Origin of the sequence: Rhodococcus phenolicus (assembly GCF_001646785.1) — a bacterium.
Lineage (GTDB): Bacteria > Actinomycetota > Actinomycetes > Mycobacteriales > Mycobacteriaceae > Rhodococcus > Rhodococcus phenolicus.
Map to the genome: position 1 here is coordinate 17,028 of NZ_LRRH01000001.1, position 26,442 is coordinate 43,469.

Annotated in this window: 27 protein-coding genes; 9 read left to right on the plus strand and 18 right to left on the minus strand. The window is 71.2% G+C overall.

Annotation, left to right across the window (positions count from 1 at the left end):
- Window positions 1-75: 75 nt before the first annotated feature.
- The 3 genes from cofD to A8G15_RS00090 are packed head-to-tail and all read left to right on the plus strand — an operon-like array spanning window position 76 to window position 3,058.
- A complete protein-coding gene (gene cofD / locus A8G15_RS00080) occupies window positions 76-1,065 on the plus strand; it encodes a 2-phospho-L-lactate transferase (protein ID WP_068154159.1) in 990 nt (329 codons plus the stop codon).
- Window positions 1,065-2,435, plus strand: a complete 1,371-nt coding sequence (locus A8G15_RS00085) for a coenzyme F420-0:L-glutamate ligase (RefSeq protein ID WP_068154424.1) — start codon at window positions 1,065-1,067, stop codon at window positions 2,433-2,435. Before cofD ends, A8G15_RS00085 begins: the two co-directional genes overlap by 1 nt.
- Window positions 2,436-2,437: 2 nt before the next feature.
- The gene (locus A8G15_RS00090) at window positions 2,438-3,058 is read left to right on the plus strand and encodes an NUDIX hydrolase (RefSeq protein WP_068154160.1); all 621 of its coding nucleotides are present in this window, start codon (window positions 2,438-2,440) and stop codon (window positions 3,056-3,058) included.
- Here the strand turns inward: A8G15_RS00090 and A8G15_RS00095 are convergent.
- From A8G15_RS00095 to rfbD, 5 genes are all read right to left on the minus strand, one after another.
- Window positions 2,984-3,754 carry a crotonase/enoyl-CoA hydratase family protein gene (locus A8G15_RS00095; RefSeq protein ID WP_068154161.1) on the minus strand — a complete coding sequence of 257 codons (771 nt, stop codon included), beginning with the start codon at window positions 3,752-3,754 and terminating at the stop codon, window positions 2,984-2,986. The two genes, A8G15_RS00090 and A8G15_RS00095, sit on opposite strands and share 75 nt — an antisense overlap.
- Before the next feature lie 13 nt (window positions 3,755-3,767).
- Window positions 3,768-4,559, minus strand: coding sequence for an SGNH/GDSL hydrolase family protein (locus A8G15_RS00100; RefSeq protein ID WP_068154163.1), 792 nt, complete (start codon window positions 4,557-4,559; stop codon window positions 3,768-3,770).
- A 41-nt stretch (window positions 4,560-4,600) separates the two neighbouring features.
- The gene (gene manB, locus A8G15_RS00105; RefSeq protein ID WP_068154426.1) at window positions 4,601-5,686 is read right to left on the minus strand and encodes a mannose-1-phosphate guanylyltransferase; all 1,086 of its coding nucleotides are present in this window, start codon (window positions 5,684-5,686) and stop codon (window positions 4,601-4,603) included.
- Between the two features lie 34 nt (window positions 5,687-5,720).
- Entirely contained in the window at window positions 5,721-6,602 is an 882-nt protein-coding gene (locus A8G15_RS00110) for a glycosyltransferase family 2 protein (protein ID WP_068154428.1), read from the minus strand.
- Between the two features lie 92 nt (window positions 6,603-6,694).
- On the minus strand, window positions 6,695-7,564 hold the full coding sequence (gene rfbD, locus A8G15_RS00115; RefSeq protein WP_068154165.1) for a dTDP-4-dehydrorhamnose reductase: 870 nt from the start codon (window positions 7,562-7,564) through the stop codon (window positions 6,695-6,697).
- 256 nt (window positions 7,565-7,820) lie between these two features.
- Between rfbD and A8G15_RS00120 the strand changes: the two genes are divergently transcribed.
- Together A8G15_RS00120 and A8G15_RS00125 are read left to right on the plus strand one after the other, a co-directional pair.
- Window positions 7,821-9,281: an LCP family protein gene (locus A8G15_RS00120; RefSeq protein ID WP_068154431.1), complete on the plus strand. Its 1,461-nt coding sequence runs from the start codon at window positions 7,821-7,823 to the stop codon at window positions 9,279-9,281.
- 49 nt (window positions 9,282-9,330) lie between these two features.
- Window positions 9,331-10,038 carry a TIGR03089 family protein gene (locus tag A8G15_RS00125; protein ID WP_068154167.1) on the plus strand — a complete coding sequence of 236 codons (708 nt, stop codon included), beginning with the start codon at window positions 9,331-9,333 and terminating at the stop codon, window positions 10,036-10,038.
- A gap of 123 nt (window positions 10,039-10,161) precedes the next feature.
- Here the strand turns inward: A8G15_RS00125 and A8G15_RS00130 are convergent, their stop codons facing one another.
- From A8G15_RS00130 to A8G15_RS00170, 9 genes are all read right to left on the minus strand, one after another.
- The gene (locus A8G15_RS00130) at window positions 10,162-10,554 is read right to left on the minus strand and encodes a hypothetical protein (protein ID WP_068154433.1); all 393 of its coding nucleotides are present in this window, start codon (window positions 10,552-10,554) and stop codon (window positions 10,162-10,164) included.
- Between the two features lie 39 nt (window positions 10,555-10,593).
- A complete protein-coding gene (locus A8G15_RS00135) occupies window positions 10,594-11,598 on the minus strand; it encodes a MerR family transcriptional regulator (protein WP_068154169.1) in 1,005 nt (334 codons plus the stop codon).
- Window positions 11,599-11,629: 31 nt separating this feature from the next.
- On the minus strand, window positions 11,630-12,313 hold the full coding sequence (locus tag A8G15_RS00140) for a HEAT repeat domain-containing protein (RefSeq protein ID WP_425415048.1): 684 nt from the start codon (window positions 12,311-12,313) through the stop codon (window positions 11,630-11,632).
- A gap of 50 nt (window positions 12,314-12,363) precedes the next feature.
- On the minus strand, window positions 12,364-14,814 hold the full coding sequence (locus A8G15_RS00145; RefSeq protein ID WP_068154173.1) for an ABC transporter permease: 2,451 nt from the start codon (window positions 14,812-14,814) through the stop codon (window positions 12,364-12,366).
- On the minus strand, window positions 14,811-15,602 hold the full coding sequence (locus A8G15_RS00150) for an ABC transporter ATP-binding protein (protein WP_068154174.1): 792 nt from the start codon (window positions 15,600-15,602) through the stop codon (window positions 14,811-14,813). Before A8G15_RS00150 ends, A8G15_RS00145 begins: the two co-directional genes overlap by 4 nt.
- Window positions 15,603-15,730: 128 nt before the next feature.
- Entirely contained in the window at window positions 15,731-16,435 is a 705-nt protein-coding gene (locus A8G15_RS00155; protein WP_068154176.1) for a response regulator transcription factor, read from the minus strand.
- A gap of 10 nt (window positions 16,436-16,445) precedes the next feature.
- On the minus strand, window positions 16,446-17,624 hold the full coding sequence (locus tag A8G15_RS00160; RefSeq protein WP_068154178.1) for a sensor histidine kinase: 1,179 nt from the start codon (window positions 17,622-17,624) through the stop codon (window positions 16,446-16,448).
- Between the two features lie 13 nt (window positions 17,625-17,637).
- A complete protein-coding gene (purE, locus tag A8G15_RS00165) occupies window positions 17,638-18,150 on the minus strand; it encodes a 5-(carboxyamino)imidazole ribonucleotide mutase (protein WP_082899565.1) in 513 nt (170 codons plus the stop codon).
- Window positions 18,143-19,417: a 5-(carboxyamino)imidazole ribonucleotide synthase gene (locus A8G15_RS00170; RefSeq protein WP_068154437.1), complete on the minus strand. Its 1,275-nt coding sequence runs from the start codon at window positions 19,415-19,417 to the stop codon at window positions 18,143-18,145. The genes purE and A8G15_RS00170 overlap by 8 nt, the downstream gene beginning before the upstream one ends.
- Before the next feature lie 174 nt (window positions 19,418-19,591).
- On the opposite strand from A8G15_RS00170, the gene A8G15_RS00175 reads away from it, so the two are divergent.
- Window positions 19,592-20,104 carry a GtrA family protein gene (locus tag A8G15_RS00175; RefSeq protein ID WP_425415050.1) on the plus strand — a complete coding sequence of 171 codons (513 nt, stop codon included), beginning with the start codon at window positions 19,592-19,594 and terminating at the stop codon, window positions 20,102-20,104.
- 11 nt (window positions 20,105-20,115) lie between these two features.
- On the opposite strand, the gene A8G15_RS00180 is transcribed toward A8G15_RS00175, so the two are convergent.
- Genes A8G15_RS00180 through A8G15_RS00195 form a run of 4 tightly spaced genes read right to left on the minus strand, consistent with a single transcriptional unit; the run spans window position 20,116 to window position 23,616 of the window.
- Complete coding sequence (locus A8G15_RS00180) at window positions 20,116-21,414, minus strand: sensor histidine kinase (RefSeq protein ID WP_068154182.1); 1,299 nt, start codon at window positions 21,412-21,414, stop codon at window positions 20,116-20,118.
- 12 nt (window positions 21,415-21,426) lie between these two features.
- Window positions 21,427-22,110: a response regulator transcription factor gene (locus A8G15_RS00185; RefSeq protein WP_068154439.1), complete on the minus strand. Its 684-nt coding sequence runs from the start codon at window positions 22,108-22,110 to the stop codon at window positions 21,427-21,429.
- 38 nt (window positions 22,111-22,148) lie between these two features.
- Window positions 22,149-22,715, minus strand: coding sequence for a PH domain-containing protein (locus A8G15_RS00190; protein WP_068154183.1), 567 nt, complete (start codon window positions 22,713-22,715; stop codon window positions 22,149-22,151).
- A gap of 34 nt (window positions 22,716-22,749) precedes the next feature.
- On the minus strand, window positions 22,750-23,616 hold the full coding sequence (locus tag A8G15_RS00195; RefSeq protein ID WP_068154185.1) for a biotin--[acetyl-CoA-carboxylase] ligase: 867 nt from the start codon (window positions 23,614-23,616) through the stop codon (window positions 22,750-22,752).
- A 134-nt stretch (window positions 23,617-23,750) separates the two neighbouring features.
- On the opposite strand from A8G15_RS00195, the gene A8G15_RS00200 reads away from it, so the two are divergent.
- From A8G15_RS00200 to A8G15_RS00210, 3 genes are read left to right on the plus strand one after another with little or no spacing between them, the layout of a single operon-like run.
- Entirely contained in the window at window positions 23,751-25,391 is a 1,641-nt protein-coding gene (locus A8G15_RS00200) for an acyl-CoA carboxylase subunit beta (RefSeq protein ID WP_068154187.1), read from the plus strand.
- Window positions 25,388-25,726: an acyl-CoA carboxylase subunit epsilon gene (locus A8G15_RS00205; protein WP_068154189.1), complete on the plus strand. Its 339-nt coding sequence runs from the start codon at window positions 25,388-25,390 to the stop codon at window positions 25,724-25,726. The genes A8G15_RS00200 and A8G15_RS00205 overlap by 4 nt, the downstream gene beginning before the upstream one ends.
- A 1-nt stretch (window position 25,727) precedes the next feature.
- A complete protein-coding gene (locus A8G15_RS00210) occupies window positions 25,728-26,369 on the plus strand; it encodes a Maf family protein (RefSeq protein WP_068154192.1) in 642 nt (213 codons plus the stop codon).
- The last annotated feature ends 73 nt before the right edge of the window (window positions 26,370-26,442 follow it).

The window sequence follows — 26,442 nt, forward strand, 5'->3', positions numbered from 1 at the left end:
CTATCGGGTTCTTTACACCTCACCCCACCGGGCGGTGCCTCATCGGTCACGAACCGGACCCCCTAGGCTTGTCCTGTGAACGTGACTGTATTGGTCGGCGGCGTCGGCGGGGCCCGGTTCCTCACCGGCTTGCGCCAGCTGCTCGGCATCGAACCCGGGCGGGACCTCGCCCCCGAGGCCCCACACCGCATCACGGCGGTCGTCAACGTCGGCGACGACGTCTGGATGCACGGGCTGCGTATCTGCCCCGACCTGGACACATGCATGTACACCCTCGGCGGCGGCATCGACCCCGAACGAGGCTGGGGCCGCATCGACGAAACATGGAATGCCAAGGAGGAACTCGCCGCCTACGGCGCAAGTCCCGACTGGTTCGGCCTCGGGGACCGCGACCTCGCGACCCATCTGATCCGAAGCCGGATGCTGCGCACCGGATATCCGCTCTCGGCGGTCACCGAAGCGTTGTGCACCCGGTGGAAGCCCGGGGTGACACTGCTGCCGGTGTCCGACGACCGCAGCGAAACCCACGTCGTGATCACCGATCCCGCCGACGGCGAGCAGCGGGCGATCCACTTCGAGGAATGGTGGGTCCGGCACCGCGCGTCCGTCGAGACCCACTCCTTCGCACACATCGGCGCCGACGAAGCGAAACCTGCACCGGGAGTGCTGGAATCGATCGAAACGGCGGACGCGGTGATCCTCGCCCCGTCCAACCCGGTCGTCAGCGTCGGCGCGATCCTCGCGATCCCCGGCATCCGCGGCGCCCTGCGCACCACCTCCGCGAAGGTCGTCGGCCTGTCCCCCGTCGTCGGCGGGAAGCCGTTGCGCGGCATGGCCGATGCGTGCCTCGATGTCATCGGCGTCGAATCGACCGCCGAGGCGGTCGGCCGCCACTACGGCGCGCGCAGCGGCACCGGCATCCTCGACGGCTGGCTCGTCCACGAGACGGACACCGCCGACGTTCCCGGTGTCGCCGTCCGCAGCGTCCCCCTGCTCATGACCGACCCTGCAGCGACGGCCGAAATGGCCCGCGCCGCACTCGAACTCGCCGGAGTCAGCCTGTGATGTCCCCCGACGCCACCGCCAGCACGGACGTGCGCGACCATGCGCCCGGCCGGCCGATCGAGATCATCCCGGTCACCGGCCTGCCGGAGTTCCGGCCCGGCGACGACCTCGCCGACGCCATCGCCGGCGCGGCCCCCTGGCTCACCGACGGCGACGTCCTCGTCGTCACCAGCAAGATCGTCTCCAAGGCGGAGGGACGGATCGTCGAGTCCCCCACCGACCCCGACGCCCGGGACGCCCTGCGGCGGCGGCTGGTCACCCAGGAGGCGGTCCGTGTCCTCGCCCGCAAGGGACGCACGCTCATCACCGAGAACCGGCTCGGCATCGTCCAGGCCGCGTCCGGGATCGACGGGTCCAACGTCGACTCCGGCGAGCTCGCCCTGCTCCCCGAGAATCCCGACGCCAGTGCCGCCGCTCTGCGTGAGCAGCTGCACACGCTGCTCGGGGTGAACGTCGCCGTCGTCGTCACCGACACGATGGGCCGCGCGTGGCGCGTCGGCCAGACCGATGCCGCGATCGGTGCGTCGGGTCTGCCGGTCCTGCACGGCTATGCCGGTTCTCACGATGCGCAGGGCAACGAGCTGTTCGTCACGTCCGTCGCGCTCGCCGACGAGCTCGCCGCGGCAGGCGATCTCGTCAAGGGCAAGCTCGGTGGGGTTCCCGTGGCGGTGGTCCGCGGTCTCGACACGGTCGACGACGGTTCCACCGCCCAGGACCTGATCCGCCGCGGCGAGGAGGACCTGTTCTGGCTCGGCGCCGACGAGGCCCTCGACCAGGGCCGTCGCGAGGCGCTGCTGCTGCGCCGTTCCGTGCGTGCCTTCTCCGCCGAGCCGGTCGATCCGGAGGAGCTGCGCGACGCGGTCGCCGAAGCGCTCACCGCCCCGGCGCCGCACCACACACATCCGGTGCGGTTCGTGTGGGTGCGCACCGAGCAGGTCCGCCGACGGCTGCTCGACCGGATGCGCGACCGCTGGGCCGAGGATCTCACCGGCGACGGCCTGGACGCGGCCGCCGTCGAAGGCCGCCTCGCCCGCGGCGCGATCCTGTACGACGCCCCCGAGGTGCTCGTGCCGTTCTGGGTGCCCGACGGCGCCCACAGCTATCCCGACGCGCGCCGGACGGCGGCGGAGGCCACCATGTTCACCGTCGCGGCCGGCGCCGCCGTGCAGGGGCTGCTCGTCGCGCTCGCCGTTCGCGGGCTGGGCAGCTGCTGGATCGGATCGACGATCTTCGCCGCCGACGTGGTGCGCGAGGAACTGGGTCTGCCCGGCGACTGGTCGCCGCTCGGCGCGATCGCCGTCGGGCATCCCGCCACCGTATCCGGGCCGCGGGACGCAGCTCCGGCCGGCGCCGCGCTGCTGGAGCTGTAGCGGTGTCGGCGCGATCACTGCACGAGTCCGCCACCGAGCGGCTGCTGGCCTGGGACGCCGATTCCGCCGACGCCGATTCGCTGCGGCACACCATGCTCGCGTTTCTCGACTCGGCGCCGGACGGCTGTCTGCGCGCCCACGCGCCGGGACACATCACGGCCTCGTCGCTGGTGCTCGACGCCGAGCACCGCAACGTGCTGCTCACTCTGCACCCGAGAGTGGGCAGGTGGATCCAGCTGGGCGGGCACTGCGAGGAATCCGATGACACGGTGGTGGGCGCGGCGTTGCGCGAGGCCACCGAGGAATCGGGCATCGACGGGCTCGTCATCGACCCGGCACTGCTGTCCGCACACACCCATCCGATCACCTGTTCGCTCGGGATTCCCACCCGGCACCTCGATCTGCGGTTCCTGGTCACGGCGCCGCCCGGCGCGGTACCGGTGCGCAGCGCCGAATCCACCGACCTGCGGTGGTGGCCGATCGACGCGCTGCCCGACGAGGCCGAACACGACACGATCGAGCACCTGGTGACGCTGGCGGCGGAGCGGTCAGCCGAACGAGCCGTGCCGGCCGGAACCGGCGGCGAACCGGGCGGCACCGTCCACGGCGCCCTCGGCCAGTGACGTCGTTCCGCGCCGGAATTCGTTGAGCATCGCCTGATCCTCGGTCAGGCCCGCCTGGTCGAGCACCGCCAGCCGGTCCTGCTGCAGGCACACCTGCGGGAAACCGGCGATCTGGGTGGCCAGCTCGACCGCCGCTTCGAGCGCGGTCCCGGCCGGCACCGTCCGGTTGACCAATCCGATGCTCAGTGCCTCGTCCGCGGCGACCGGCCGGCCGGTCAGGATCAGGTCCATCGCCCGGCTCTCGCCGATCAGCCGCGGCAACCGCACGGTGCCGCCGTCGATGAGCGGCACCCCCCAGCGGCGGCAGAACACACCGAGGACCGCGTCGTCGTCGGCGACCCGCAGGTCCGCCCACAGCGCCAGTTCCAGGCCGCCGGCGACGGCGTGCCCGGAGATCGCCGCGATCACCGGTTTGGACAGGCGCATCCGGCTCACGCCCATCGGCCCGTCCCCGTCGGGTGCGACCCGGTTGCCGTCGCCGGCGCTGATTGCTTTGAGATCCGCTCCGGCGCAGAAGGTTCCGCCCTCACCGTGAAGGACGGCGACGGCCGCGCCGGGATCCGCGTCGAACGCCCGGAACGCCGCGGCGAGCGCCTCGGCGGTGGGACGGTCCACGGCGTTGCGCACGTGCGGTCGGTTCAGTCCGATCGTCGTGATCGGGCCGGCGGTTCGGACGACGACCGTGTCGGGAGTCATTCCCGGAGCCTACTCAGGCGACCGTCGGCCCGCCCCGATTCTCCGACCCGGCCGGTGCGAGCATCGGCCGCTTGGCGCTGACCCCGTCCCCGGAGGACGTACCCCGGACCCGGCGCCCGACCCACGGAGCCAGGAATTCCCGCATCCACCTCAGGTCCTCGCGACGCTGCACACCGGGCGCGGGTTCCGGAATCCGCTCGAGGACGACCGGCTCGATGCCGTGCTCGACACCGAGTGCGTCGAGCACCCGCGCGGCCATGTTGCGGTGCCCGAGCGGTGACATGTGCAGGCGATCGAAATCCCACATGCGGTAGTCGCGGTACTCGCCGAACCGCCAGTAGTCGACGAGCGTCGCACCGCGTCGATCCGCGACCTCCCGGACGAGCTCGTTGTAGGTCGCGATCCGGCCGCGCAGGTGCCGGAACACCGGCGCCCAGCCGACGTCGTAGGCGGTCCACATCACGACGGTCGCACCCGTGGCGGTGAGCCGGCCGATCGCGTCGTCGTAGTCGGCGACCATCGCGTCGAGATCCAGCTTCGGGCGCATGACGTCGTTGCCGCCGGCGTAGATGGTGACCAGGTCCGGATCGAGGGCGACGGCCGCGTCCACCTGCTCGGCGAGGATCTGCTGCATGAGCCGGCCGCGGACCGCCAGATTCGCGTACGTGAGATCCGGGTTGGCTCCGGCGAGTTCGTCCGCGACCCGATCGGCCCAGCCGCGCAACCCGTTGGGGCGTCCCGGGTCCGGATCACCGACACCCTCGGTGAACGAATCCCCCAGGGCCACATATCGTTCGAACTTCACAACTCACCCACCCACACACTCGGTCGAAATTTCTCGTGCGGTCAGACGTCGGTACTGAACCGGATCCCGCCGTCGGGGATGGTCACGCCCGGCCACACCCGCGCACCGCGCAGCAGTTCGCAACGGGCACCGATGTCCGCTCCGTCACCGATCACACCGTCGCGGATCAGGGCGCGCGGCCCGACCCGCACACCGAAGCCGATGATGGACCGCTCGATCACCGCGCCCGCCTCGACCTTCGCGCCGTCGAAGATCACGGCGCCGTCCAGTCGCGCACCGGCACCGATCTCGGCGCCACGTCCGACGACGGTTCCGCCGATCAGCAGCGCACCGGGAGCGATGGACGCGCCCGGGTGCACGAGCGACTCACCGCGCTGACCCGCGAGCGCCGGCGACGGTGCGATGCCCCGGACCAGATCCGCCGATCCGCGCACGAAATCCTCGGGGGTGCCCATATCGCGCCAGTACGCGGCGTCGACGTGCCCGAACACGCGCCTGCCCTCGGCGAGCAGCGCCGGGAACACCTCGCGCTCCACCGAGACGGGACGGCCCGCGGGGATGGACTCGATGATCTCCCGCTTGAACACGTAGCAGCCCGCGTTGATCTGATCGGTCGGCGGATCCTGCGTCTTCTCGAGGAACGCGGTGACGCGCCCGTCGGCGTCGGTGGGTACGCATCCGAACGCCCGCGGATCCCCGACCCGCACCAGGTGCAGGGTCACGTCGGCGTCGGTGCGGGTGTGGGTGTCGAGGATCGCCCCGAGGTCCGTTCCCCCGAGAACGTCGCCGTTGAACACCATGATGTTGTCGGCGCGCAGCTTGGACAGCACGTTGCGGATGCCGCCGCCGGTGCCGAGCGGCTCGGTCTCGGTGACGTACTCGATCTCGAGACCGAGATCGGAGCCGTCGGCGAAGTGCTCCTCGAAGACCTCCGCCTTGAACGATGTGCCGAGCACGACGTGCTTGATCCCGGCCTCCCGGATACGGGTCAGCAGATGCGTCAGGAACGGCACACCCGCGGTGGGCAGCATCGGCTTCGGTGCCGACAACGTCAGGGGCCGCAGGCGGGTGCCCTGACCGCCGACCAGGATCACCGCATCGGTGTGCGGCGCGGCGTCACTCGTCATCTCGTCTCCCTGATCCACTCTGCCCGGCTGTCCGTCATGCACCGGAACTCTCTCGATTACGCTCGCGGACCGCTGCCGAGACCGCGACCCTGGAACGCAGCGCGAGCCCCACCCGCAATACTCCTCGCAGCGGAGCCTGCCACGGATGCGGGTGCCGGTCCGCCTGGAACCGGTAGGCGCTCTCGTGATGGGCCGGCAGCATCAACTCGGGATGACGTCCGGCGGCATGCCCCTTCGCGTGGGTGACCTCGGCGTCGGGGATGTAGACGTTGAGCCAGCCGGCGCGGCCGAGCCGATCACCGAGGTCGACGTCCTCCATGTACATGAAGTAGCGCGAATCGAAGCCGTCGACCGCGTCGAAGGCGGCGCGGCGCAACAGCAGACACGACCCGGACAGCCAGCCCACCTCGCGTTCGGTGACCGCCTCGTTGTCCTGACGGTAGCGGCGGGTCCACGGGTTCGACGGCCACACCGTGCCGAGCAGGGCGTGGCCGGCGCCGGAGACGAGGGTCGGGACGCTTCGCGCCGACGGGTAGATGGTGCCGTCGGGTTCGCGGATGAGCGGGCCGAGCGCACCGGCACGCGGCCAGCGCTGCGCGGCCTCGAGGAGACGGTCCAGCGACCCCGGTCCCCACCGCACATCGGGATTGGCGACGACGACGAACTCGGCCGACGGATCGACCTCGGCGACAGCGCGGTTCACGGCGCCGCCGTAACCGATGTTGCCGCCGGTGTGCAGCAACCGCACGTTCGGGTGGGCCGCCTCGGCGGCCTCGGGTGTCCCGTCGGTGGATCCGTTGTCCGCCATGATCACCTGCGTCGGCAGTTCCGTCGCGCCCGTCAGCGTAGCCAGGAAATGCTCCAGGTGCTCGCCGGGCGAGTAGGTCACCGTCACCACGGCCAGCTTCGCACTCACGCGGGCCACCTTAGCGGCCCGCTCGGAGTGCGCCGAATCACGCACGCCGTCCTCGCGCGCCGCCCCCGGCCCGCGCGTCACGGACCCGCCCGTCACCCGCCGGTCTCCCCCGCGTGCAGCGCGGCGTGCAGTGCCGCACGCCACGGGCGCAGCGGTGTCAGGCCGGCCGCGGACCATGCGCTGCCGTCGAGCACCGAGTACGCCGGGCGCGGTGCGGGCCGAACGAACTCGGCGCTGCCGCACGGATGTACCCGTTCGGGGTCCGCGCCGATCTCCGCGAACACCGCCCGGGCCAGCTCGAACCACGTCGCCTCGCCCGCGTTGGTCGCGTGCAGTACCCCGCCCGGCACGGCGTCCGGGCCACCCACCCGGGACGCGAGTTCGAGCAGCGCGTCGGCGAGGTCGCGGGCGTACGTCGGCGATCCCCGTTGGTCGTCGACCACCGACACCGTGTCGCGGTCGTGTTCGAGACGGCGCATCGTGGCGACGAAGTCGGCGCCGCTGCCGGTGTACACCCATGCGGTGCGCACCACATGAGCGGACGGCAGTGCGCCGAGCACTCCGCGTTCGCCGGCGAGTTTCGTCCGGCCGTACGCGGTGCGGGGATCGGTCGGCGCGTCCACCGGGTAGGGCTCTGCAGCGTCGCCGGCGAACACGTAGTCGGTGGAGACGTGCACGAGATGGGCACCCGCCGCGGCGCACGCGCGGGCGAGCACCGCCGGTCCGTCACCGTTGACGGCGGCGGCTTCGGCCTCGTCGGTCTCGGCGGCGTCGACCGCGGTGTAGGCGGCGCAGTTGAGCACCACGTCACCGGGCCGGACGGCCTCGGCGACGCTCCGTGGATCCGTGATGTCGAGCTCGCCGGACCCGTATCCGCGAATCGCCACACCTGCGGCTTGACCTCGCGTGAGCAGGTGCCGGCCGAGCTGGCCGCGGGCGCCGGTGACCAGAACTGTGTGCACGGCCCAAAGTCTGGCACGCCGGAGCGGCTCCCGACGATGCGCCGATGCCCGCAGTAGCCTTGCTTCTGCGCTGCCGTGCCGCAGGCGCCGGACACCCGAGCAACCCGAGGAGGACCTACACGTGCCGCCAGAGCCGCCCAGCCGTAACGATCGGGCGAGGTCGGGGCCGCGTAGGACCAGGCCGCGTCCCGCGCCGGTGCAGCGTGGCCCGGGTGTGGCCGCGCGGGTGTTCGAGGGACGTCCCCTGCGCATCGTGATGGCGATGGTGGCGGCGTTGACGCTGGTGGGCACGGGAATCGCCTGGCGTGGCATCGACTCGCTGCGCGCCTCCCTCGCGACGATCGGGGGTCTCGGGCTCGGTGACGGCGACGACGGCGCCGTCGACATCCTGCTGGTCGGCACCGACAGCCGCACCGACGCGCACGGCAACGCGCTGTCGCAACGCGAACTCGACGCGTTGCGCGCCGGCGAGGAGGTCGCGAACAACACCGACACGATCATCCTGATCCGAGTGCCCAACGACGGTAGTTCCGCCACGGCGGTGTCGATCCCCCGGGACGCGTACGTCGAGGTGCCGGGAATCGGGATGTCGAAGATCAACGCGGCGTACGGCGCGACGAAGGAACTCGAGCGCATGCGGCTCGTCGAGGAGGGCGAATCCGACACGACCGCGGACACGGAATCCTCCCAGGCGGGTCGCGAGGCGTTGATCGACTCGGTCGCGAACCTGACCGGCGTCACCGTCGACCACTACGCGGAGGTCGGCCTGCTCGGATTCGTGCTGCTCACCGACGCGGTGGGCGGAGTGGACGTGTGCCTGAACAACGCCGTCGACGAGCCGTTGTCGGGGGCGCACTTCACCGCCGGCGAGCAGACCCTGCAGGGCGCCGACGCGTTGAGTTTCGTCCGTCAGCGGCACGATCTGCCGCGCGGCGATCTCGACCGCATCGTGCGGCAGCAGGTGTTCATGGCGTCGCTGGTGCAGAAGGTGCTCAGCGCGAAGACGCTGAGCAACCCGTCGAAACTGAGTCAGCTCACCGCCGCGGTGCAGCGATCGGTGGTGCTCGACGACGACTGGGACATCCTCGATCTGGCGACGCAGTTGCAGGACCTGTCGGGCGGTGCGGTGCAGTTCTCCACCATCCCCGTCGAAGACATCAACGCCATGACCGACTACGGCGAATCGGTCGTGCAGGTCGATCCGGCGACGGTGCGATCGTTCGTGGCGTCGCTCACCGGCGTCGCGACCGCGGAGGCCACCGAGGTCGCCGCGACCACCGCGGTCGCGCCCGACATCGACCGCGCGTCGGTGACGGTCGACGTCGCGAACGCCGGTGACATCGGCGGCCTCGCCTCCACCGTGTCCGCCGCCCTGGTCGCGGAAGGCTTCGCCGAGGGCGAGGTCGGCAACTACGGGGTGGTCGGCAGCGGCGATCCGGTGACCACGTCGACGGTGTTCGCGGCCGATCCGAACTCCGACGAGGCGAAGGCCGTCGCGGCGGTGCTCGGCGGTCTCGAGACCGCCGTCGACCGGTCGCTGCCGAAGGGCGCGGTCACGGTCGTGCTGGCCTCCGGCTACGACGGCCCCGGATCCGGCGCGGCCGGATCGACCACGAGCACCACCGAGTCGGAGCTGACACCGGCCGGCGGCACCGCCACCCCTGCGCCGCCCGCCGCCCCGATCGACGCCGGTGCCGGGACGCGTTGCGTCAACTGATCTGCCTGCGCCACCCGATCACACCGACCATCGACGAAAGAGATCCATCGTGACCACCCTGACCGACGCCCTGCTCGATCCGATCCTGGCTGCCGATCCGGCGGGTCCGCGCATCACCTGGTACGACGATGCGACCGGCGCCCGGATCGAACTGTCGGCGGTGACGCTCGCGAACTGGGCGGCGAAGACCGCCAACATGATTCGCGACGAATTCGGGGTGCTGCCCGGCGGCCGCGTCGCGGTGTTGTTGCCCGCGCACTGGCAGACCGCAGCAGTGCTGCTCGGCGCGTGGTGGGCCGGCGCCGACGTCGTGCTGGACGCCGATCCCGATGCCGAGGTCGCGCTGGTCACCGCGGACCGCCTCGACGACGTCACCGAGATCCCCGAGATCGCGGCGCTGTCCCTCGACGCGTTCGGGATGCCGGTGCCGAACCTGCCGGTCGGGGTCACCGACTACGCCACCCACGTGCGGATGCACGGCGACCGGTTCCGGTCGTCCGGCGATGGCGGTGCCGCCCTCGAGGGCCGGGCTGCGGTCGACATCCTGTCCGCCGCACGCGAATCCGCGTCGTCGGCCGGGATCGGCGGCAGCGACCGGGTGCTGTCGAGCCGGGAGTGGAACACCGGCGACGACCTGATCTCGGGCCTGCTGAGTGTGCTCGCGGCCGGCGCGTCGCTCGTGCAGGTGAGCAATCCCGACGCCGCCGCCACCGAGCGCCGGGTCGCGAACGAGAAGGTCACCGTCCGGCTCGACTGAGCGGTCGCCCCTCCCCTGTCCGGGTTCTTTCGAGCGAATGTACCGCTCGTCTTCTTCGACCGCCCGAACGCGCCCTTCGCTCGGAGGACAGCGGTGACGACGCCGCGCGTCACCCCGACAGTTTCAGCGGTCGCGGCGACCCGGCCGACCGGTGCGCGGAGTGCCGGCGGGACGGTAGCCGCCGTCCACGAGTCCGGCTTCGATCTCGAATCGGTTGCGCGAGCCTGGGTTCCGCATTTCCTCGACCAGATAGCGCACGGCGAATCCCACACCGAATCGTGCCCACTGGTCGGCGTGGACCGCTTCGTGACGCAGCAACGCGACCGACGGCCACCGGTCCGTGAGGAAAACCCCGCCGATCGTCGTGCCTCCCCGGGCGAATCCCCACCGCAGTCCGGTGCACACGTACAGGCCGGACCGGTCGTCGAATCCGATCGTGCCGCCGCACAGCCGCGCCCAGCCCAATGCCAGCACCGTCACGACCCGCGCGGACGGCACGCCCCGCGACGCCCGCATCATCCTGCCCGTTCGTCCCACGTCCGGGAGCGTAGCCGGTCAGCGTCCCCCGTCCCGCGCGCACAGGATCGCCGTGGCGGTCAACGCGACGGTCCGGTTCTCGTCCCGGGCGAGCCGGGTGAGGGAATCCAGGGCCGCGCCGCCGGGGATCTCGGCGAGTGCCTGCGCCAGCCGCAGCCGCGCGGGACTGTCGGCGGCGTCGCCCAGCCGGTGTTCGAGCGCGGCCACGATCCGCCCGGCCGTTACCGGACCGTCGGCCAGTGTGCCGAGCGTTTCGGCGGCCTCGACGTCGCGCCGGCCCTCGACGACGAGATCGACGAGCACCGGCACGGCGCCGGCGTCGCCGCGGGCGCCGAGTGCGAGGGCGGCGCGACCGCGGATCGTGGCGTCGGGGTCGTCGAGCGCGCGGCGCAGCAGCCTCGATGCCGCCGCGGCCGGCACGGCGGCGATCGCGGTGACGGCGCGCCCCCGCACCGCGGCGTCCGGTGACGCCAGCCCGGCTTCCAATCCGGGCAGCCCCTGCCCGTCCGCCCGGGCGAGCGCCCACCGCAGTGCGCCCGCAACGTTCGGATCGTCCTCGGCGAGCAGGGCCTCGACCAGGGCGGCGACCGGCAGGGACGCCGTGTCGTCCTGCGTCAGCACGGCCCGCTGCCGGTGCCCACCGGAGTCCGACTCGAGCGCGTGCAGCAGCGAGACGACCTGCAGCACGTCGTTCCAGCCCGCGGGAGCGGAAGCGTCGACCTGCAGCAGGCGGGCCAGCAGTTCCTCTTCGGCGCGGATCCGCGCGCGGGTGTGCCCGATGAGTTCGGCGACCAGCGCCGCCGGCGCGAAGTCCGGTTCGTCGAGCGCACGCTTGGCGTCGGTCAGCGACAACCCGAGCGTGCGCAGGCATTCGACGTGGAAGAGCCGCCGGATGTCCGCAGCGGAGTACTCGCGGTACCCGCCGGTCGTGCGGCCGGTGGGTACCACCAGCCCGAGCGCGTCGTAGTGACGCAGCATGCGGACGCTCACACCGGAACGTCGTGAGACCTCCCCGATCAGCACCGGTCGGCTGCTCCCGTCACGATCGCACCCATCAGGCTCCTTCCGGTCCGGTCGCCGCCACCCGCTTCGCCGCTTCCACGGACACCGCGAAGGCACTGTCGGGGTCACGATAGAGCGCTTCGGTGGCGTCGGCATGAGCTCGGACCCGCGCGTCCGCACTCGCCTTCGCCCGGTCCAGCACCGGCAGCACCGGCTCCCCCAGCCCGATCAGCGCGCGGGACAGGCTCCGCTGCATCTCGAGGTCGCCCCGGCCGAGGGCGGCAGCCAGGCCGGCGGCCAGGTCGCCCTCGGCACCGGGGGGCACGAGCGCCACGGCCGCACGCCACGCGCTGCGCGCCACGTCGTCGTCCCGGTCGTGCACGTGTGCCCGCGCCTCGGGCCAGGCCCGGCGATCCCCGATCTTCGACAGGGTGTGCAGCGCCTGGCTGCGGGCCTGCGCGCCCCCGGCGCGAAGCTCGTCGAGCAGCCTCGGCACGGTGACGTCGACCGGCATCCGGCACAGTGCCCAGGTCAGCATGTCGCGGACGAAGAAGTCCGGTTCCACGGCGCACCGTCCGACGAGTAGCTCCACCAGACGCGGGTCGGGATCGGTCCCGGCACGCAGGGCCGCCTTCAGCCGCACCGAGGCGTCCGCGGCGCACATCGCCTCGACGAGTTCGGCGCCGAGTGTCTCCACCGGTGCGGGGTCCGGCCGGCCGTAACGGGTTGTGTTCACGACAACCACCTCCTTCGGCGACCAGTGGACGCCCTGACACCGTGTGAGGGTCAAGCGCCGAGTGCGGCGACCGGCGACACCCGGCTCGCGCGATGCGCCGGAACCAGCGACGCGATCACCCCGGCGAGACCACCGGCGACGACGATGCCGGCGAGTTGCAGCCATGGGACACCCCCGAAGACGAGGTTGTCCGGTCCGAGCACCGACGCCGTGCCCGCCGCGCCGAGGAGCAGGCCGAGCGTCACCCCGAGTGCCGACGCGACCGCGGCGACGAGCAGCGCTTCGCGGACCAGCAGGCTGCGAACCCCGGACCGGGACAGCCCGACCGCCCGGAGCATCGCCGTTTCGCGCCGGCGTTCGAGCACCGACAGCGCCATGGTGTTCCCCACCCCGATCAGCGCGATCACCACCGCGACGGACAGCAGCCCGCCGACGACCAGCAGCATCGTGTCGAGCACCTTCTCGATCATGCGGCGCATCGCCACCACCCCGGTGACCTCACCCCCGGGGACGGCCGTCGCCGCGACACGGGTGACCTCGTCGGTCACAGCGACGAGGGCGTCGTCGGTCATGCCGTCGTCGAAGCGCAGCCACACGGCATCGGCCGGTGCCGGGCCGGTGACCGCCCGCAGGTCGGCGAGGTCGATCAGGTCGGGGTCGCCGGCGGATGTCGCCGCGACCGTGAGCTCACGGGTCCCGCCCGGTCCGGACACCGTGACGGTGCCGCCGTCGCTCGCTCCGAGACTGTCGACGAGCGACTGCTCGAGCACGATCGTGCCCGGTGCAGGCATGCGCACGTCGGCTCGGACGGTCGCCGCGGCGGCGCTCGCGTCGACGCCTGTCACGGCGAACTCCGTGCCCGCGACCGTGACCGTCGCGGTCGCGACATCGGTCGCCGCCCGCACTCCGTCGACGACGGCGAACTGCGCTCCGGCACCGGACGGCACACCGGCCGGGGGGCCCTCGACGATGGCGTCGACCGGGAAGTTCTCGTCGACGATCCCCGGCGCCCCGGCCTTGAGCGTGCCGGTGCCCACCACGATCGTCGACGTCAGCGTGACGCCGATGAGCAGTGCCGTGGCGGTGGCCGCGGTGCGGCGCGGGTTGCGGACGGCGTTGCCCGCGGCGAGCGCGGCGACGGGGCCGCCGAGCCGCGCCGTGGCCCGTCCGGCCGCACCGACCGCAGCAGGAACGATCCGTCGCGAGGCGAGGACGACACCGACGAACACCAGCAGGCCGCCGGGACAGGCGATCACCACGTTCCCGGTGGCGACGCCGACCGCGAGCAGGCCCGCACCGGAGACGAGGGCGAGGGCCGCGCAGGCACGGCGGATCCACGAGTCCCCGGCCGGTTCGGGTTGTGTCTCGATGGGGTGCAACGCGGCCAACGCCGGAATCCGGGTGGCCCGGCGGGCCGGTCCGCTCGCGGCGACCACGGTGACGGCGGTGCCGAGAACGACACCGGCCACGACCGTCATGGGGCCGACGGTGATCGAGGTGAGCGGGATCGGTACGTCCGCGGCGCGTGCGAGCGCGACGACGAGGGCGGCGAGTCCGCACCCTGCGAGCACACCGAGCGTGGCGGACACGAGACCGACGACGAGGGCTTCGCCGCCCACGCTGCGCCGCACCTGTTTCGCCGACACTCCGACGCATCGCATGAGGGCCAGTTCGCGGGTGCGGGCCGCGAGCAGGACCGCGAAGGTGTTCGCGATGACGAGGCCGGCGACGACGACGGCGATCGCGACGAAACACAGCAGCACGTTGCGCAGCAACGAGATGTCGCCGACGTAGGCGCCGGCGACCTCGGTGGCGCGGTCGGCACCGGAGACGACACGTGCCCCGGGCAGGGCGGCGGACAGCGCGGCGACGAGGTCGCCGTCACCGGCGACCCGCAGTTCCACGTCCGCGTCCGCGCCCGCCCAGGATCGCACCTGCGCGGTGTCGCCGAACACGAGCCCGGAGTCCATGGCCTGCGGCGAACCGTCGAGGTCGACGGTGCCGACGACCGTGACGGCCTCGGGCGCGGCATCCCCGGCGACCACGGTGAGCGTCTCGCCCGGCGCGTACCGCGATCCCGAGCCGACGACGACCTCGCCGGGCCCGCCGGGCCAGCGCCCGTCGGCGAGCCGCTGCCAGCGCAACGACTCGTCCGGGGCGAGGCTCGTCGCCCTGGCCGGTTCGGGCGTTCCCTCGGCCCCCACGATCCGGATGTAGCCGGTCACGTCCAGCGCCGCGGAGCGCACCCCGGGCACCGCGAGGGCGGCTGCCTGCACACGGTCGGGTCCGACCTCCGGCTCCGGACCCCGCGACTGCTCGAGGACCACCGCTGCGGCCACCCCCTCGTATTGGGCGGCAGCGGCTTTCGTGATCGATGCGTTGACGGTGTCGCCGAGGACGAGGGTGCCGACCGCGAACGCGACCGACACGATCACGGCGAGCGCGGACGCGATGTAGCGCCCGCGATGGGCGCGGGCCTGCGCCAGAATCAGCTGCCTCATCGCGCCACCGCGCTCGCCGAACCGAGTCCGCGCATCGCGTCGAGGACGGAATCCGCTGTGGGATCGTTGATTTCACCGGCGAGGCGACCGTCCGCGAGGAGCACGACCCGGTCCGAGTACGACGCCGCGACCGGATCGTGGGTGACCATGACGACGGTCTGACCGGTCTCGCGCACACTCGACCGCAGCAGCGCCAGCACCTCGGCCCCGGCCTGCGAATCGAGATTCCCGGTGGGTTCGTCCGCGAAGATCACGTCGGGCTGCGGTAGCAGCGCCCGCGCGACGGCGACGCGTTGCTGCTGCCCACCGGACATCTCGTGCGGAAGATGATCGAGACGGTCGGTCAGCCCGAGCCGCCCGACGACCTCGTCGAACCAGTGCGTCGCGGGCAGGGTTCCGGCCAGCCGCATCGGCAACAGCATGTTGTCGCGCGCGGTGAGCACGGGCAGCAGGTTGAACGCCTGGAACACGAAACCGATGCGGTTGCGGCGCAACCCGGTCAGAACCGCGTCGGTCGCCGCACTGATCTCGACCGCGCTGTCGGCTCCGGCACCGCGGCCACCACCGTGCAGCACCACCCGGCCGGAGTCGACACCGTCGAGACCGGCCAGCGCGTGCATGAGTGTGGACTTGCCGGACCCCGAAGGACCCATGATCGCCGTGAACCGGCCGCGTTCGAATGCAACCGAAATACCGTCGAGGGCGCGAACTTCGGCGTTGCCGTGCCCGTAGACACGGACCACGTCGTGCGCCGAGCACGCGGGTGTGAGAACAGTGGTGGAGGTCATGGTTCGACAGTAGGAATCATCGGGGTCCCGGCGCATCGGCGCGACACCCGATCCTGCGGCGCACCGCGTCATACCGGGGTATGACCCGGCACGGCCACCACAGATACCCCGGTCCTACTGCGCTGTCCCTACTGCGCTGTACCCAGCAGTTCGTCCGGACGCACCAGTCCGGCACGGAAGGCGAACAGCACCGCCTGCACCCGATCACGCGACCCGGTCTTGGCGAGCACCCGCCCGACGTGGGTCTTGACGGTCGCGGCGGACAGCACGAACCGTTCCGCGATCTCACTGTTGCTCAGGCCGTGGGCCATCGCGGTGAGCACCTCGATCTCGCGCGGGGTGAGATCGTCGGGAAGGTCGGCGCGGGCATCCGATGTCGCCGCGGTCCGCTCGAGGATCGGCGAAACGTGCTGCAGCAGTCGGCGGGTCGCGCGCGGTGCCATGACCGCCTCGCCTCGGTGCACGGAGCGGACGGCGTCGAGCAGATCCTCCGGAGGCGCGTCCTTGAGCAGGAATCCGCTGGCGCCGGCCGCAATCGCCTGTACGACGTAGTCGTCGTTGTCGAACGTGGTGAGCACCACGACCTTCGGGGCCTCGGGGTCGGTGAGCAGGGTGCGCGTCGCCGAGATTCCGTCGACCCTCGGCATCTGCACATCCATGAGGACGACGTCCGCGTGGACGCGCGCGAGCTCGGTCAGAGCGGCGGCGCCGTCGGACGCTTCGGCGACCACGTCGATGTCCGGCTGCGATTCGAGCACCATCCGCAGGCCGGCACGGACGAGTTGCTGATCGTCGACGAGGGCGACACGGATCGGTGCGGCGGAGTCGATCATCCCTGTCACCTTAGGCGGGGAGTTCGGCGCGCACACGATAGCCACCCCCGTCGCGTGGCCCCGCGAGAGCACGGCCACCGTGCAGGCGCGCGCGTTCCTCGACTCCGGTCAGTCCCTGCCCACCGGGTGGGGCCTCGACGAGTGCCGCCGCGCCGCGCCCGTCGTCGACGATCTGCACGACGAGCAGCTCGGGCTGCCAGTCGAGCGTGACATCGGCGTGGGCGCGTGGGCCTGCGTGCTTGAGCACGTTCGTCAGCGATTCCTGCACGATGCGGTAGACGGACAACTGCGTTCCCACCGGGAGGTCGCGGGGCGGGCCGGTGACGGTGTACGTCAGGTCCAGGCCGCTGCCCCGCATCTGGTGCACGAGCGCGTCGAGGTCGTCGAGGCCGGGAGTGGCCGTGAACTCGCGGGGCGAGTCCTCACGCAGCACCGACAGCAGCGACCGCATGTCGGTCAGGGCGCGGCGCCCGGTCTCGGCGATCGTGGTGAGCGCACCTGCGGCGGCCTCCGGATTCGCGGCGGCCGCGTACCGGCCACCGTCGGCCTGCGCGATCATCGCGGTGAGCGAGTGCGCGACGATGTCGTGCATCTCACGGGCGATGCGGGTGCGTTCCTGGGTGGCCGCCAGTTCCGCTTCCTTGAGCCTCTCGAGTTCGAGCAGCCGGTTGCGTTCGGTCAGCGACTCCATCTCGCGCAGCCGCAGTCCCCGCACCCGCCCGAACGCCCACACGCCCGCGAGCAGGATCGCGACGAAGGCCGCCGCCGCGACCGTCTCGAGCAGGGTCCGGCCCTCGTACTGTCCGAAGTAGCGGACCCCTGCCGTCGCGCCGCCGGCAACCGCCACGACGAGCGCACCGTTGGCGGCCCAGCGCGGCGCGTACGCGGCGAGCGCGAAGACCGAGGCGAGCACCGCGAACGGTGCGATCAGCGTCATCTGCGGAAGAACCAGCAGATGCACGTACGCCGCCGCGGCGACCAGTGTCCCGGACAACACGGGACGGGTCCGGCGCCACATCAGGGGCACGGTCAGCGCGAGCGCCAGCACCTTCGCCACGGTGCCCTCGTCCCCCGTGGCCGCCCCGGCGACACCGAGCACGGCCAGTACGGCGGCGACGACCCCGTCGATCGCCGGGACGTGGGCCCGGCTCCACCGGTTCCACCGCTCGATCAACGGGGTCGTCTGCACGAACCGCGCTCCGTCAGCCGAGCAGCTTCTGCCGCAGCGCGTCGTCCTTCTCGAGCACCATCTGCTCGAGCCCGGCCTGGAAACGTTCCATCTGCTCACGCAACGCCGGATCGGCCGCACCGAGGATGCGGGCGGCGAGCAGACCGGCGTTGCGGGCCCCACCGATCGACACGGTCGCGACGGGCACGCCCGCCGGCATCTGCACGATGGACAGCAGCGAATCCATGCCGTCGAGGTACTTCAGCGGCACGGGCACGCCGATCACGGGCAGTGCCGTCGCCGAGGCCACCATGCCGGGCAGGTGCGCGGCGCCGCCGGCACCGGCGATGATCACCTTGATGCCGCGACCGGCCGCGGATTTCGCGTAGTCGAGCATGCGCTGCGGGGTGCGGTGCGCCGAGACGACACCGACCTCGAAACGGATCCCGAACTCGGCCAGCGCCTCGGCGGCGGCCTCCATCGTCGGCCAATCCGAGTCGCTGCCCATGATCAGGCCGACCTGAGCGCCCTGCGCCACGTCACTCACCGTGCTCTCCCGTGTGTTCGTTCCAACCGTCGGTCCATTCGCCGTGCGAGAGCCAGTGCGCCGCACGTTCGGCACGCTCGCGGACCGCCGCCACGTACTGCGGATCGGAGACCGATCCGGCCGGGTCGCCGAGCACGTTGACGTGCCCGATCTTGCGGTCCTTGCGTTCGCCCTTGCCGTACAGGTGCACCCGCACGTCGGGCATACGCGCGAACAGGTGATGCAGACGCTCGTCCATGCTCATCGCCGGGGCCTCCGGCGCGCCCAGCACGTTCGCCATCACCGTGACCGGCGCGAGCGGCGTGGTGTCGCCGAGCGGATAGTCCAGCACCGCGCGCAGATGCTGCTCGAACTGTCCGGTGCGGGCACCGTCCATGCCCCAGTGGCCCGAGTTGTGCGGACGCATCGCCAATTCGTTGACGATCAGCTCACCGTCCTGCGTCTCGAACAGCTCGACGGCCATCACACCGACGACGCCGAGTTCACCGGCGATGCGCAGCGCGAGCTGTTCGGCGGCCGTCTCGACCTCCTCGGGCAGGTCGGGGGCGGGCGCGATGACGACGGCGCACTGCCCGTCGCGCTGTACCGTCTCGACGACCGGCCACGTGGCGCCCTGCCCGAACGGGGACCGCGCGACCATCGCGGACAGCTCCCGCCGCCAGGACACCTTCTCCTCGGCCAGCAGCGGAACCCCCGCCGCGAGCCGGTCTTCGACGACGTCCTCGAGTTCCTTCGGGTCGTCGAGAATCCACACACCCCGTCCGTCGTATCCACCCCGGGCGGCCTTGAGCACGTACGGCCAGCCCAGCTTCTCGCGCGCGGCCCGCGCGTCGGCGACGGACCGGACGACCGCGAACTTCGGCATCGGGGCACCCAGCTCACCGAGCCGCTCGCGCATGGCGATCTTGTCCTGCGCGTAGATCAGAGCCTGCGGCGGTGGGAGCACGTTGACGCCCTCGGCCTGCAGCACCTCGAGGTGCTCGGTCGGGACACCCTCGTGGTCGAACGTCAGCGCGTGTGCGCCGATCGCTGCGCTGCGCAGTGCGTCGAGGTCGTCGTGGCTGCCGAGCACCACGTCGGGGCTGACCCGGGCGGCCGGCTCGTCCGCGCTGCCCGCCAGCACCCGCAGTGTCTGGCCGAGCGCGATCGCGGCCTGATGGGTCATCCGAGCGAGCTGGCCACCGCCGATCATCGTCACGACGGGCATTCCGCCGGTCAGCGCGCGGGGGGTGTCGGATCTGGGAGGCGAATCAGGTCTACCGGTCACGACTGTCCATGTTGTCACAGGCCCGCACCGGGCCGGCGTCCCGGATCGCGTCGATGTCCCGCTCTGTGAGGAACCGGACACATTCCTGTGTTAAAACTGAAAATTTTCGTGCGGATGCACAGGATCGCGATCCGGTTTCGTAGACTTGCCCGAGTGTCTTTCGTCGACGTGGCCATGAACCGGGTCCCACAGCCTGTCCGAGAACTCCTGCTTCGGCACAGTGAGCTCATCAAGTTCGCCATCGTGGGCGGCACGACCTTCATCATCGACTCGGGCATCTTCTACACCCTCAAGCTGACGGTGCTCGAAGAGAAGCCGGTGACGGCCAAGATCATCGGCGGCATCGTCGCGGTGATCTGTTCGTACATTCTCAACCGCGAATGGTCGTTCAAGAACCGTGGTGGCCGCGAGCGCGCGCACGAAGCGTTCCTGTTCTTCTTCGTCAGCGGTATCGGCGTCGTGCTCAGCTTCATCCCGCTGTGGATTTCGAGCTACGTGTTCGGGCTACGCGTACCCGAAGTGAGCCTGACGGTCGAGAACATCGCCGACTTCGTCAGCGCCTACATCATCGGCAACCTGCTGCAGATGGTGTTCCGCTTCTACTGCTTCAAGCGGTTCGTCTTCCCCGAGGAAACGGGCGTCGACACCGAACTCGACGAACTCGCCGAGGAACAGCTCGGACGCTGAGTCGCCGCCGGTCAGCGAGGCTCACGGCTCGCCTCCGAGGACACCGACGACCGGTCGCGGGGCGTACCGAGGAACAGCGCGAACAGCGCCGGCCTGCGCCGCTGCAGTTCGAGCCGGCCACCGTCGGCGGCGACCAGCGCGCGGGCCAGCGCCAGCCCCACCCCGGTCGAACCGCTCCCCGAGAACCCGCGATCGAAGACGTGCGGGGCGAGCTCGTCGCTCACGCCCTCCCCTTCGTCCGTCACCTCGACACACACCGTGTCGTCCCCCGCCCGGCGCACCGAGACCGTGCAGGTTCCGTCACCGTGGACCAGCGCGTTGTCGACCAGCACCGCCACGGCTTCCCGCAACCGCGATCCCGTCACGGTCGAGCGCAGGGCCGGATTACCCCGCAACACCAGATCGCGTCCGGCCTCTCGGAACGGTCCACGCCAGTCGGCGATGACCCCCGACATCTCCCCCACCACCGACACCTCGGTGCGCAGCGCCGAACCGCTGTCGCGGGACTGGCGCACGAGGTCGTCGATCGCGACGGTGAGCCGATCCACCTGCGCCATCGCCGCCTCGGCTTCCTCCACGACCGCCGGATCCGGGTGCGTCGACAGTTCGTCGAGCCGCAGGCGCACCGCGGTCAACCGCGAGCGCAGCTGATGCGACACGTCACCGACGAGCATGTGCTCGCGTTGCAGCCGCCCGGCGATCTCCACCGTCGCGGCGTCGAGCACATCGGACACGCGATCGAGTTCCGGGATGCGGTGGCGGCGCGGATCGGGCCGGAAGTCACCCTCGGCGAGCCGGGCCGCCCGCTGCGCGACGTCCCGCAGCGGATCGGACAGGCGCCGCGCGGTGACCACGGCGACGACCGCGCCTGCCGCGACGGTCAGGACGACGATCGTCGTCACCGCCGCCAGCACCTGACGTTGCAGGGTGCGCATGCCCGCCGACGGCACCTCCAGCCGCAACGACCCGGACGTGCCCAGCGACAGCGACTCCAGGATCGGCGCCGACACGGCCGCGGCGCCGATGTCGAGCCGGGCCGCGGCGTCCTCCGGGGTCGGATAGACGATCACCAGCCGCCCGCCGTCGGGCACGAGCAGCCGCATCGAGCTCGTGTCGAGCCCGCCGACGATGACCCCCTCCGAACCTTCCTGCGCGATGATCTCCGAGGCCATCAGCTCCAGCCGCGACTGCAGATCGCGACGCTCGGTGTCCTCGACGAACAGGTAGGCGGTGTAGGCCAGCGGGATGCCGAGCAGCAGGACGACGAGCACGACGACGGCCAGAACCGCGATGAGGATGCGGCGACGCACGCGCGCTCCCGGCTAGTCGGTGTTCACGCGGAAACCGACACCGCGGACGGTCGCGATGCGGCGTTCCCCCGCGGGGCCCTCGTCGCCGATCTTCCGGCGCAGCCAGGACATGTGCATGTCGAGGGTCTTGGAACCGCGCAGGTCCACGTCTCCCCACACCTCCTGCAGGATCGCGTCCCGCGAGACCACCTGCCCGGCGTGTTCGAGCAGCACCCGCAGCAGCTCGTATTCCTTGTTCGCGAGAGTGACCTCGGAACCGTCGACGAGGACGCGGCGTGCGGCTCGTTCGAGACGAATCCCGGCGACCTCGACGACGTCGTCGGTCTCGCCGCCGCCACGGCGGCGCAGCAGCGCCCGGACGCGCGCCATCAGTTCGGCGAGACGGAACGGTTTACCGACGTAGTCGTCGGCGCCCGCGTCGAGCCCGACGACGAAGTCGACCTCGTCGGTGCGGGCGGTGAGCATGAGCACCGCCAGGTCCGAGCGGTTGGACCGGATCTGGCGGCACACCTCGAGACCGTCCATGCCGGGCAGCCCCAGATCGAGGATCAGCAGCTCGTACCGGCCGGACAGGGCCTCCTCGAGCGCGGAGGGACCTTCCTGCGCGACCGTCACCTCGTATCCCTCGCGTCCGAGGGCCCGCGACAGGGGCGCGGCGATGGCTTCGTCGTCTTCGGCGAGCAGGACAGCGGTCACGGAACCAGCGTACGGATCGACTCCCGGCATTGTCCGAATTACCACGCTTTGCGGCCGGTGTCGTCGCCGCGATCCTCGCGGTGGTCGCCGGGGGCGTGACCGCCCCGGTCGATCCGGCCGTCGAACGCCTGCCGGTAGAGCAACGTGTGCACCGTCTGCACGTCCGGGATGTCGTCGAACTCGAGCGGGTCGTCGGCGGCCGAGACGACGACGAGGGTGCCGGTCCGCAGCATGCGGTCGACGATGCCGTGCCGGAACTGCACGTTGCTGATGCGGCTCATCGGGATGTCGATGCCGCTGTGGGTGAACACGCCCTGGCGCACCAGGACGCGCCGGTCCGTGACGATGAAGTGCGTCGTGAGCCATTTCACGAGCGGCGCCACGCAACGCCAGCCGACGAGCACCGCCCACAGCACCAGGACCGCGACGGTCAGGACACCGGCCGCGGCTCCGTCCAGGCGCGTGCCGGCGACACCGAGCAGGAAGCCCGCGACCGCGGTGGTCAGCAGGAGGATTCCCACCGGGACGATGAGCATCTTCCAGTGCGGATGCCGGTGCAGCAGCAGCTCTTCGTCGCCGGCGAGTGCGTCCTCGGGGTAACCCATTCGCCGAGGATCGCACAGACCGGTGCTTCCCCGGTCAGCCCACCGGCCGCAGGTGTGTGATGTCGCCCGCTGCGATCGCGACCGGTTCTGCGGTGCCGTCGGGACGGATGACGATGCGGCCCTGTTCGTCGACGTCGACGGCGATGCCGTGCAGTTCGGCGTCGCCCGGGAGCACGGCCCGCACACGCTGCCCGACGGTGCTGCACCGCTCGCGGTAGGCGTCGGCGAGCGCCGCGGTGTCCCAGTCGTGGTCGCGCCACCGGCGCATCCGTTCGGCCAGGTTCGTCAGCAGCACCTGCGTGAGCCGGGTGCGGTCGAGTTCGGTGGCCCCGGCCACCCGCAGCGACGTCGCGGTCGGCACCGGCAGCTCGTCCTCGGCCTGGGAGACGTTGAGGCCGATACCGACGACGACAGCCGGGACGGGTGCGGTCGCGGCGATCTCGACAAGGATCCCGGCGACCTTGCGGCCGCCGACGAGCACGTCGTTGGGCCATTTCAGTTCGGCGGGCACACCGGTGACCGAGCGGACGGCGTCGACGGTCGCGATACCCGCGAGCAGCGGCAGCCAGCCCAGGTCGGCGAGGTCGACCCCCGGGAGGGTCACGAGCACGGACGTGATCACCTGTGCGCGCGGGATTCCCTCGAATCGGCGGGAGTGGCGTCCGCGTCCGCCGGTCTGGAATTCGGCGAGCAGCGCGCGCGGCGCGTCGCCCTCGCCTGCGACGGCGAGCAGGTCCGCGTTGGTCGATCCGGTTTCCTCGACCACGTCGAGCCGCTGGTAGAACGCGGCGGGCCCGGTGGCCGCGACCAGGGCGTCCCGGAGGTGCTCGGCGTCGAGCGGAGCACGCACCGCGGCGAGGTCGGTGGGGTCGGGTCGGAGGGAATGCGGGTCCGGGGCCATGCTCACAGCGTAGGGGCCGCGGGTCCGGCACCGATGTGGCGAATACGTACTGGCCGGTAGCTTGAGTTCAATAATTCAACACAACTGGGACTCGATGCGCCCTCCCAGTATGACGCTCGCTAAGCTGACTGGCCATGACCACTGTCCAGGAGCCGTCCGCGCCCGAGGCGGCGAGTACGCCCGATATCCACACCACCGCCGGCAAGCTGGCAGACCTGCGCAATCGTCAGGCCCAGGCCCACGCGCCCAGCGGTGAAGCTGCCATCGAGAAGGTCCACGCGAAGGGCAAGCTCACCGCCCGCGAGCGTATCCACGCTCTGCTCGACGAGGGCTCGTTCGTCGAACTCGACGCCCTCGCGCGGCACCGCAGCACCAACTTCGGTCTGGCCGACAACCGCCCGGTCGGCGACGGTGTCGTCACCGGCTACGGCACCGTCGACGGTCGCGACGTGTGCGTGTTCTCGCAGGACGCGACGGTCTTCGGCGGCAGCCTCGGTGAGGTTTACGGCGAGAAGATCGTCAAGGTCATGGACCTGGCCCTGCGCACGGGCCGCCCGCTGATCGGCATCAACGAGGGCGCCGGCGCCCGCATCCAGGAAGGCGTCGTCTCGCTCGGGCTGTACGGCGAGATCTTCCACCGCAACGTGCAGGCCTCCGGTGTGATCCCCCAGATCTCGCTGATCATGGGGCCCGCCGCCGGCGGTCACGTGTACTCCCCCGCTCTGACCGACTTCGTGGTGATGGTCGACCAGACCAGCCAGATGTTCGTCACCGGCCCCGACGTCATCAAGACGGTCACCGGCGAGGACGTCACCATGGAGGACCTCGGCGGCGCGCACACCCACATGGTCAAGTCGGGTGTCGCCCACTACGTCGCCGACGGCGAGCAGGACGCCCTCGACTACGTCAAGGACCTGCTGTCCTACCTGCCGTCGAACAATCAGGCCGCGGCGCCGCGTCTGGCCCCGACCGATCCGATCGCCGGCGCGATCGAGGACTCGCTCACCGACGAGGACCTCGAACTCGACACGATCATCCCCGATTCGGCGAACCAGCCGTACGACATGCACGAGATCATCCGTCGTCTGCTCGACGACGACGAGTTCCTCGAGGTGCAGGCCGAGCGCGCCGCCAACGTCATCATCGGTTTCGGCCGAATCGACGGCCGCAGCGTCGGCATCGTCGCCAACCAGCCCACCCAGTTCGCGGGCTGCCTCGACATCGACGCCTCCGAGAAGGCCGCCCGGTTCGTGCGGACCTGCGACGCGTTCAACGTCCCGATCATCACGCTGGTCGACGTCCCCGGCTTCCTCCCGGGCACCGAGCAGGAGTACAACGGCATCATCCGTCGCGGCGCCAAGCTGCTGTACGCGTACGGCGAGGCCACCGTCGGCAAGATCACGGTCATCACCCGCAAGGCCTACGGCGGCGCGTACGACGTCATGGGTTCCAAGCACATGGGTGCCGACGTGAACCTGGCGTGGCCGACCGCGCAGATCGCCGTCATGGGCGCCTCCGGCGCTGTCGGCTTCGTCTACCGCAAGCGACTGCTCGAGGCCGCCAAGAACGGTGAAGACGTCGATGCGCTGCGCCTCGAGCTGCAGAACGAGTACGAGGACACCCTGGTGAACCCGTACGTCGCGGCCGAGCGCGGATACGTCGACGCGGTCATCCCGCCGTCGCACACCCGCGGCCAGATCGTGTCCGCACTGCGACTGCTCGAGCGCAAGATGGTTTCGCTTCCCCCGAAGAAGCATGGGAACATTCCGCTGTGACCGCCACAACCGAGGAAAAGATCATCACCGACATCGATCCGACCGAAGCAACCGACGCCACCGTCGAGAGCACCGCGGTCGAGGCGACCGGTGACGACGAAGCGTCGGGCGCCGTGACCGCCGAGGTGGTCGCACAGACGGCGGCTGCGCTGCGCATCGTGAAGGGCAACCCGAGCGACGAGGACATCGCCGCGCTCGTGTCGGTGCTCGCCGCGGCCTCCTCGGGCGCAGCTCCCGAAGGCGACGGCCGTCCCGCGGAGACGTGGGGCGACCCGACCCGGATGCATCGCCAGTGGGCGCCGTTCTCGCCGTACTCGTACCCGAACCTCGGCTGACATGACCCGATTGGTGCTCGCGTCGGCGTCGCCGGCACGGCTGTCCGTGCTGCGCGCCGCCGGCGTGGAACCGCTCGTGCGGGTGTCCGGGGTCGACGAGGACGCGATCGTCGCCTCGCTCGGCCCCGACACCGCGCCCGAGATCGTGGTCACCGAACTCGCCCGCGCCAAGGCCGCCGACGTACTGCCGCGGCTGCGGGACGAGGGTGTCCACGACGCCGTCGTCGTCGGATGCGATTCGATGTTGCACATCGACGGGAAGCTGCAGGGCAAGCCCGGCACCGTCGAGGTCGCGCGCGCCCGCTGGCAGTCCATGGCCGGCCGCAGCGCCGACCTGCTCACCGGTCACAGCCTGCTGCGGGTCCGCGACGGTGAGGTCGTCGCCCAGGCGTCCGCCCACAGCGGCACGACCGTCCATTTCGGTACCCCCACCGACGCCGAACTCGAGGCATACCTCGCCAGCGGCGAGCCCCTTCAGGTCGCGGGAGCCTTCACCCTCGACAGCCTCGGCGGCTGGTTCGTCGACCGGCTCGAAGGCGATCCGTCGTCGGTGATCGGCATCGGCCTGCCCCTCGTCCGCCGGCTTCTCGGGGAGGTCGGTGTCTCCGTCGCGGACCTCTGGTCCGCCCCACCCCCCGGGTGACGGGAACCGTCATTCGGTCTGACAGGGTGAAGGGAACCTTCACCCGGTCGCGAGCAGGCTCCGGGTGATCCCC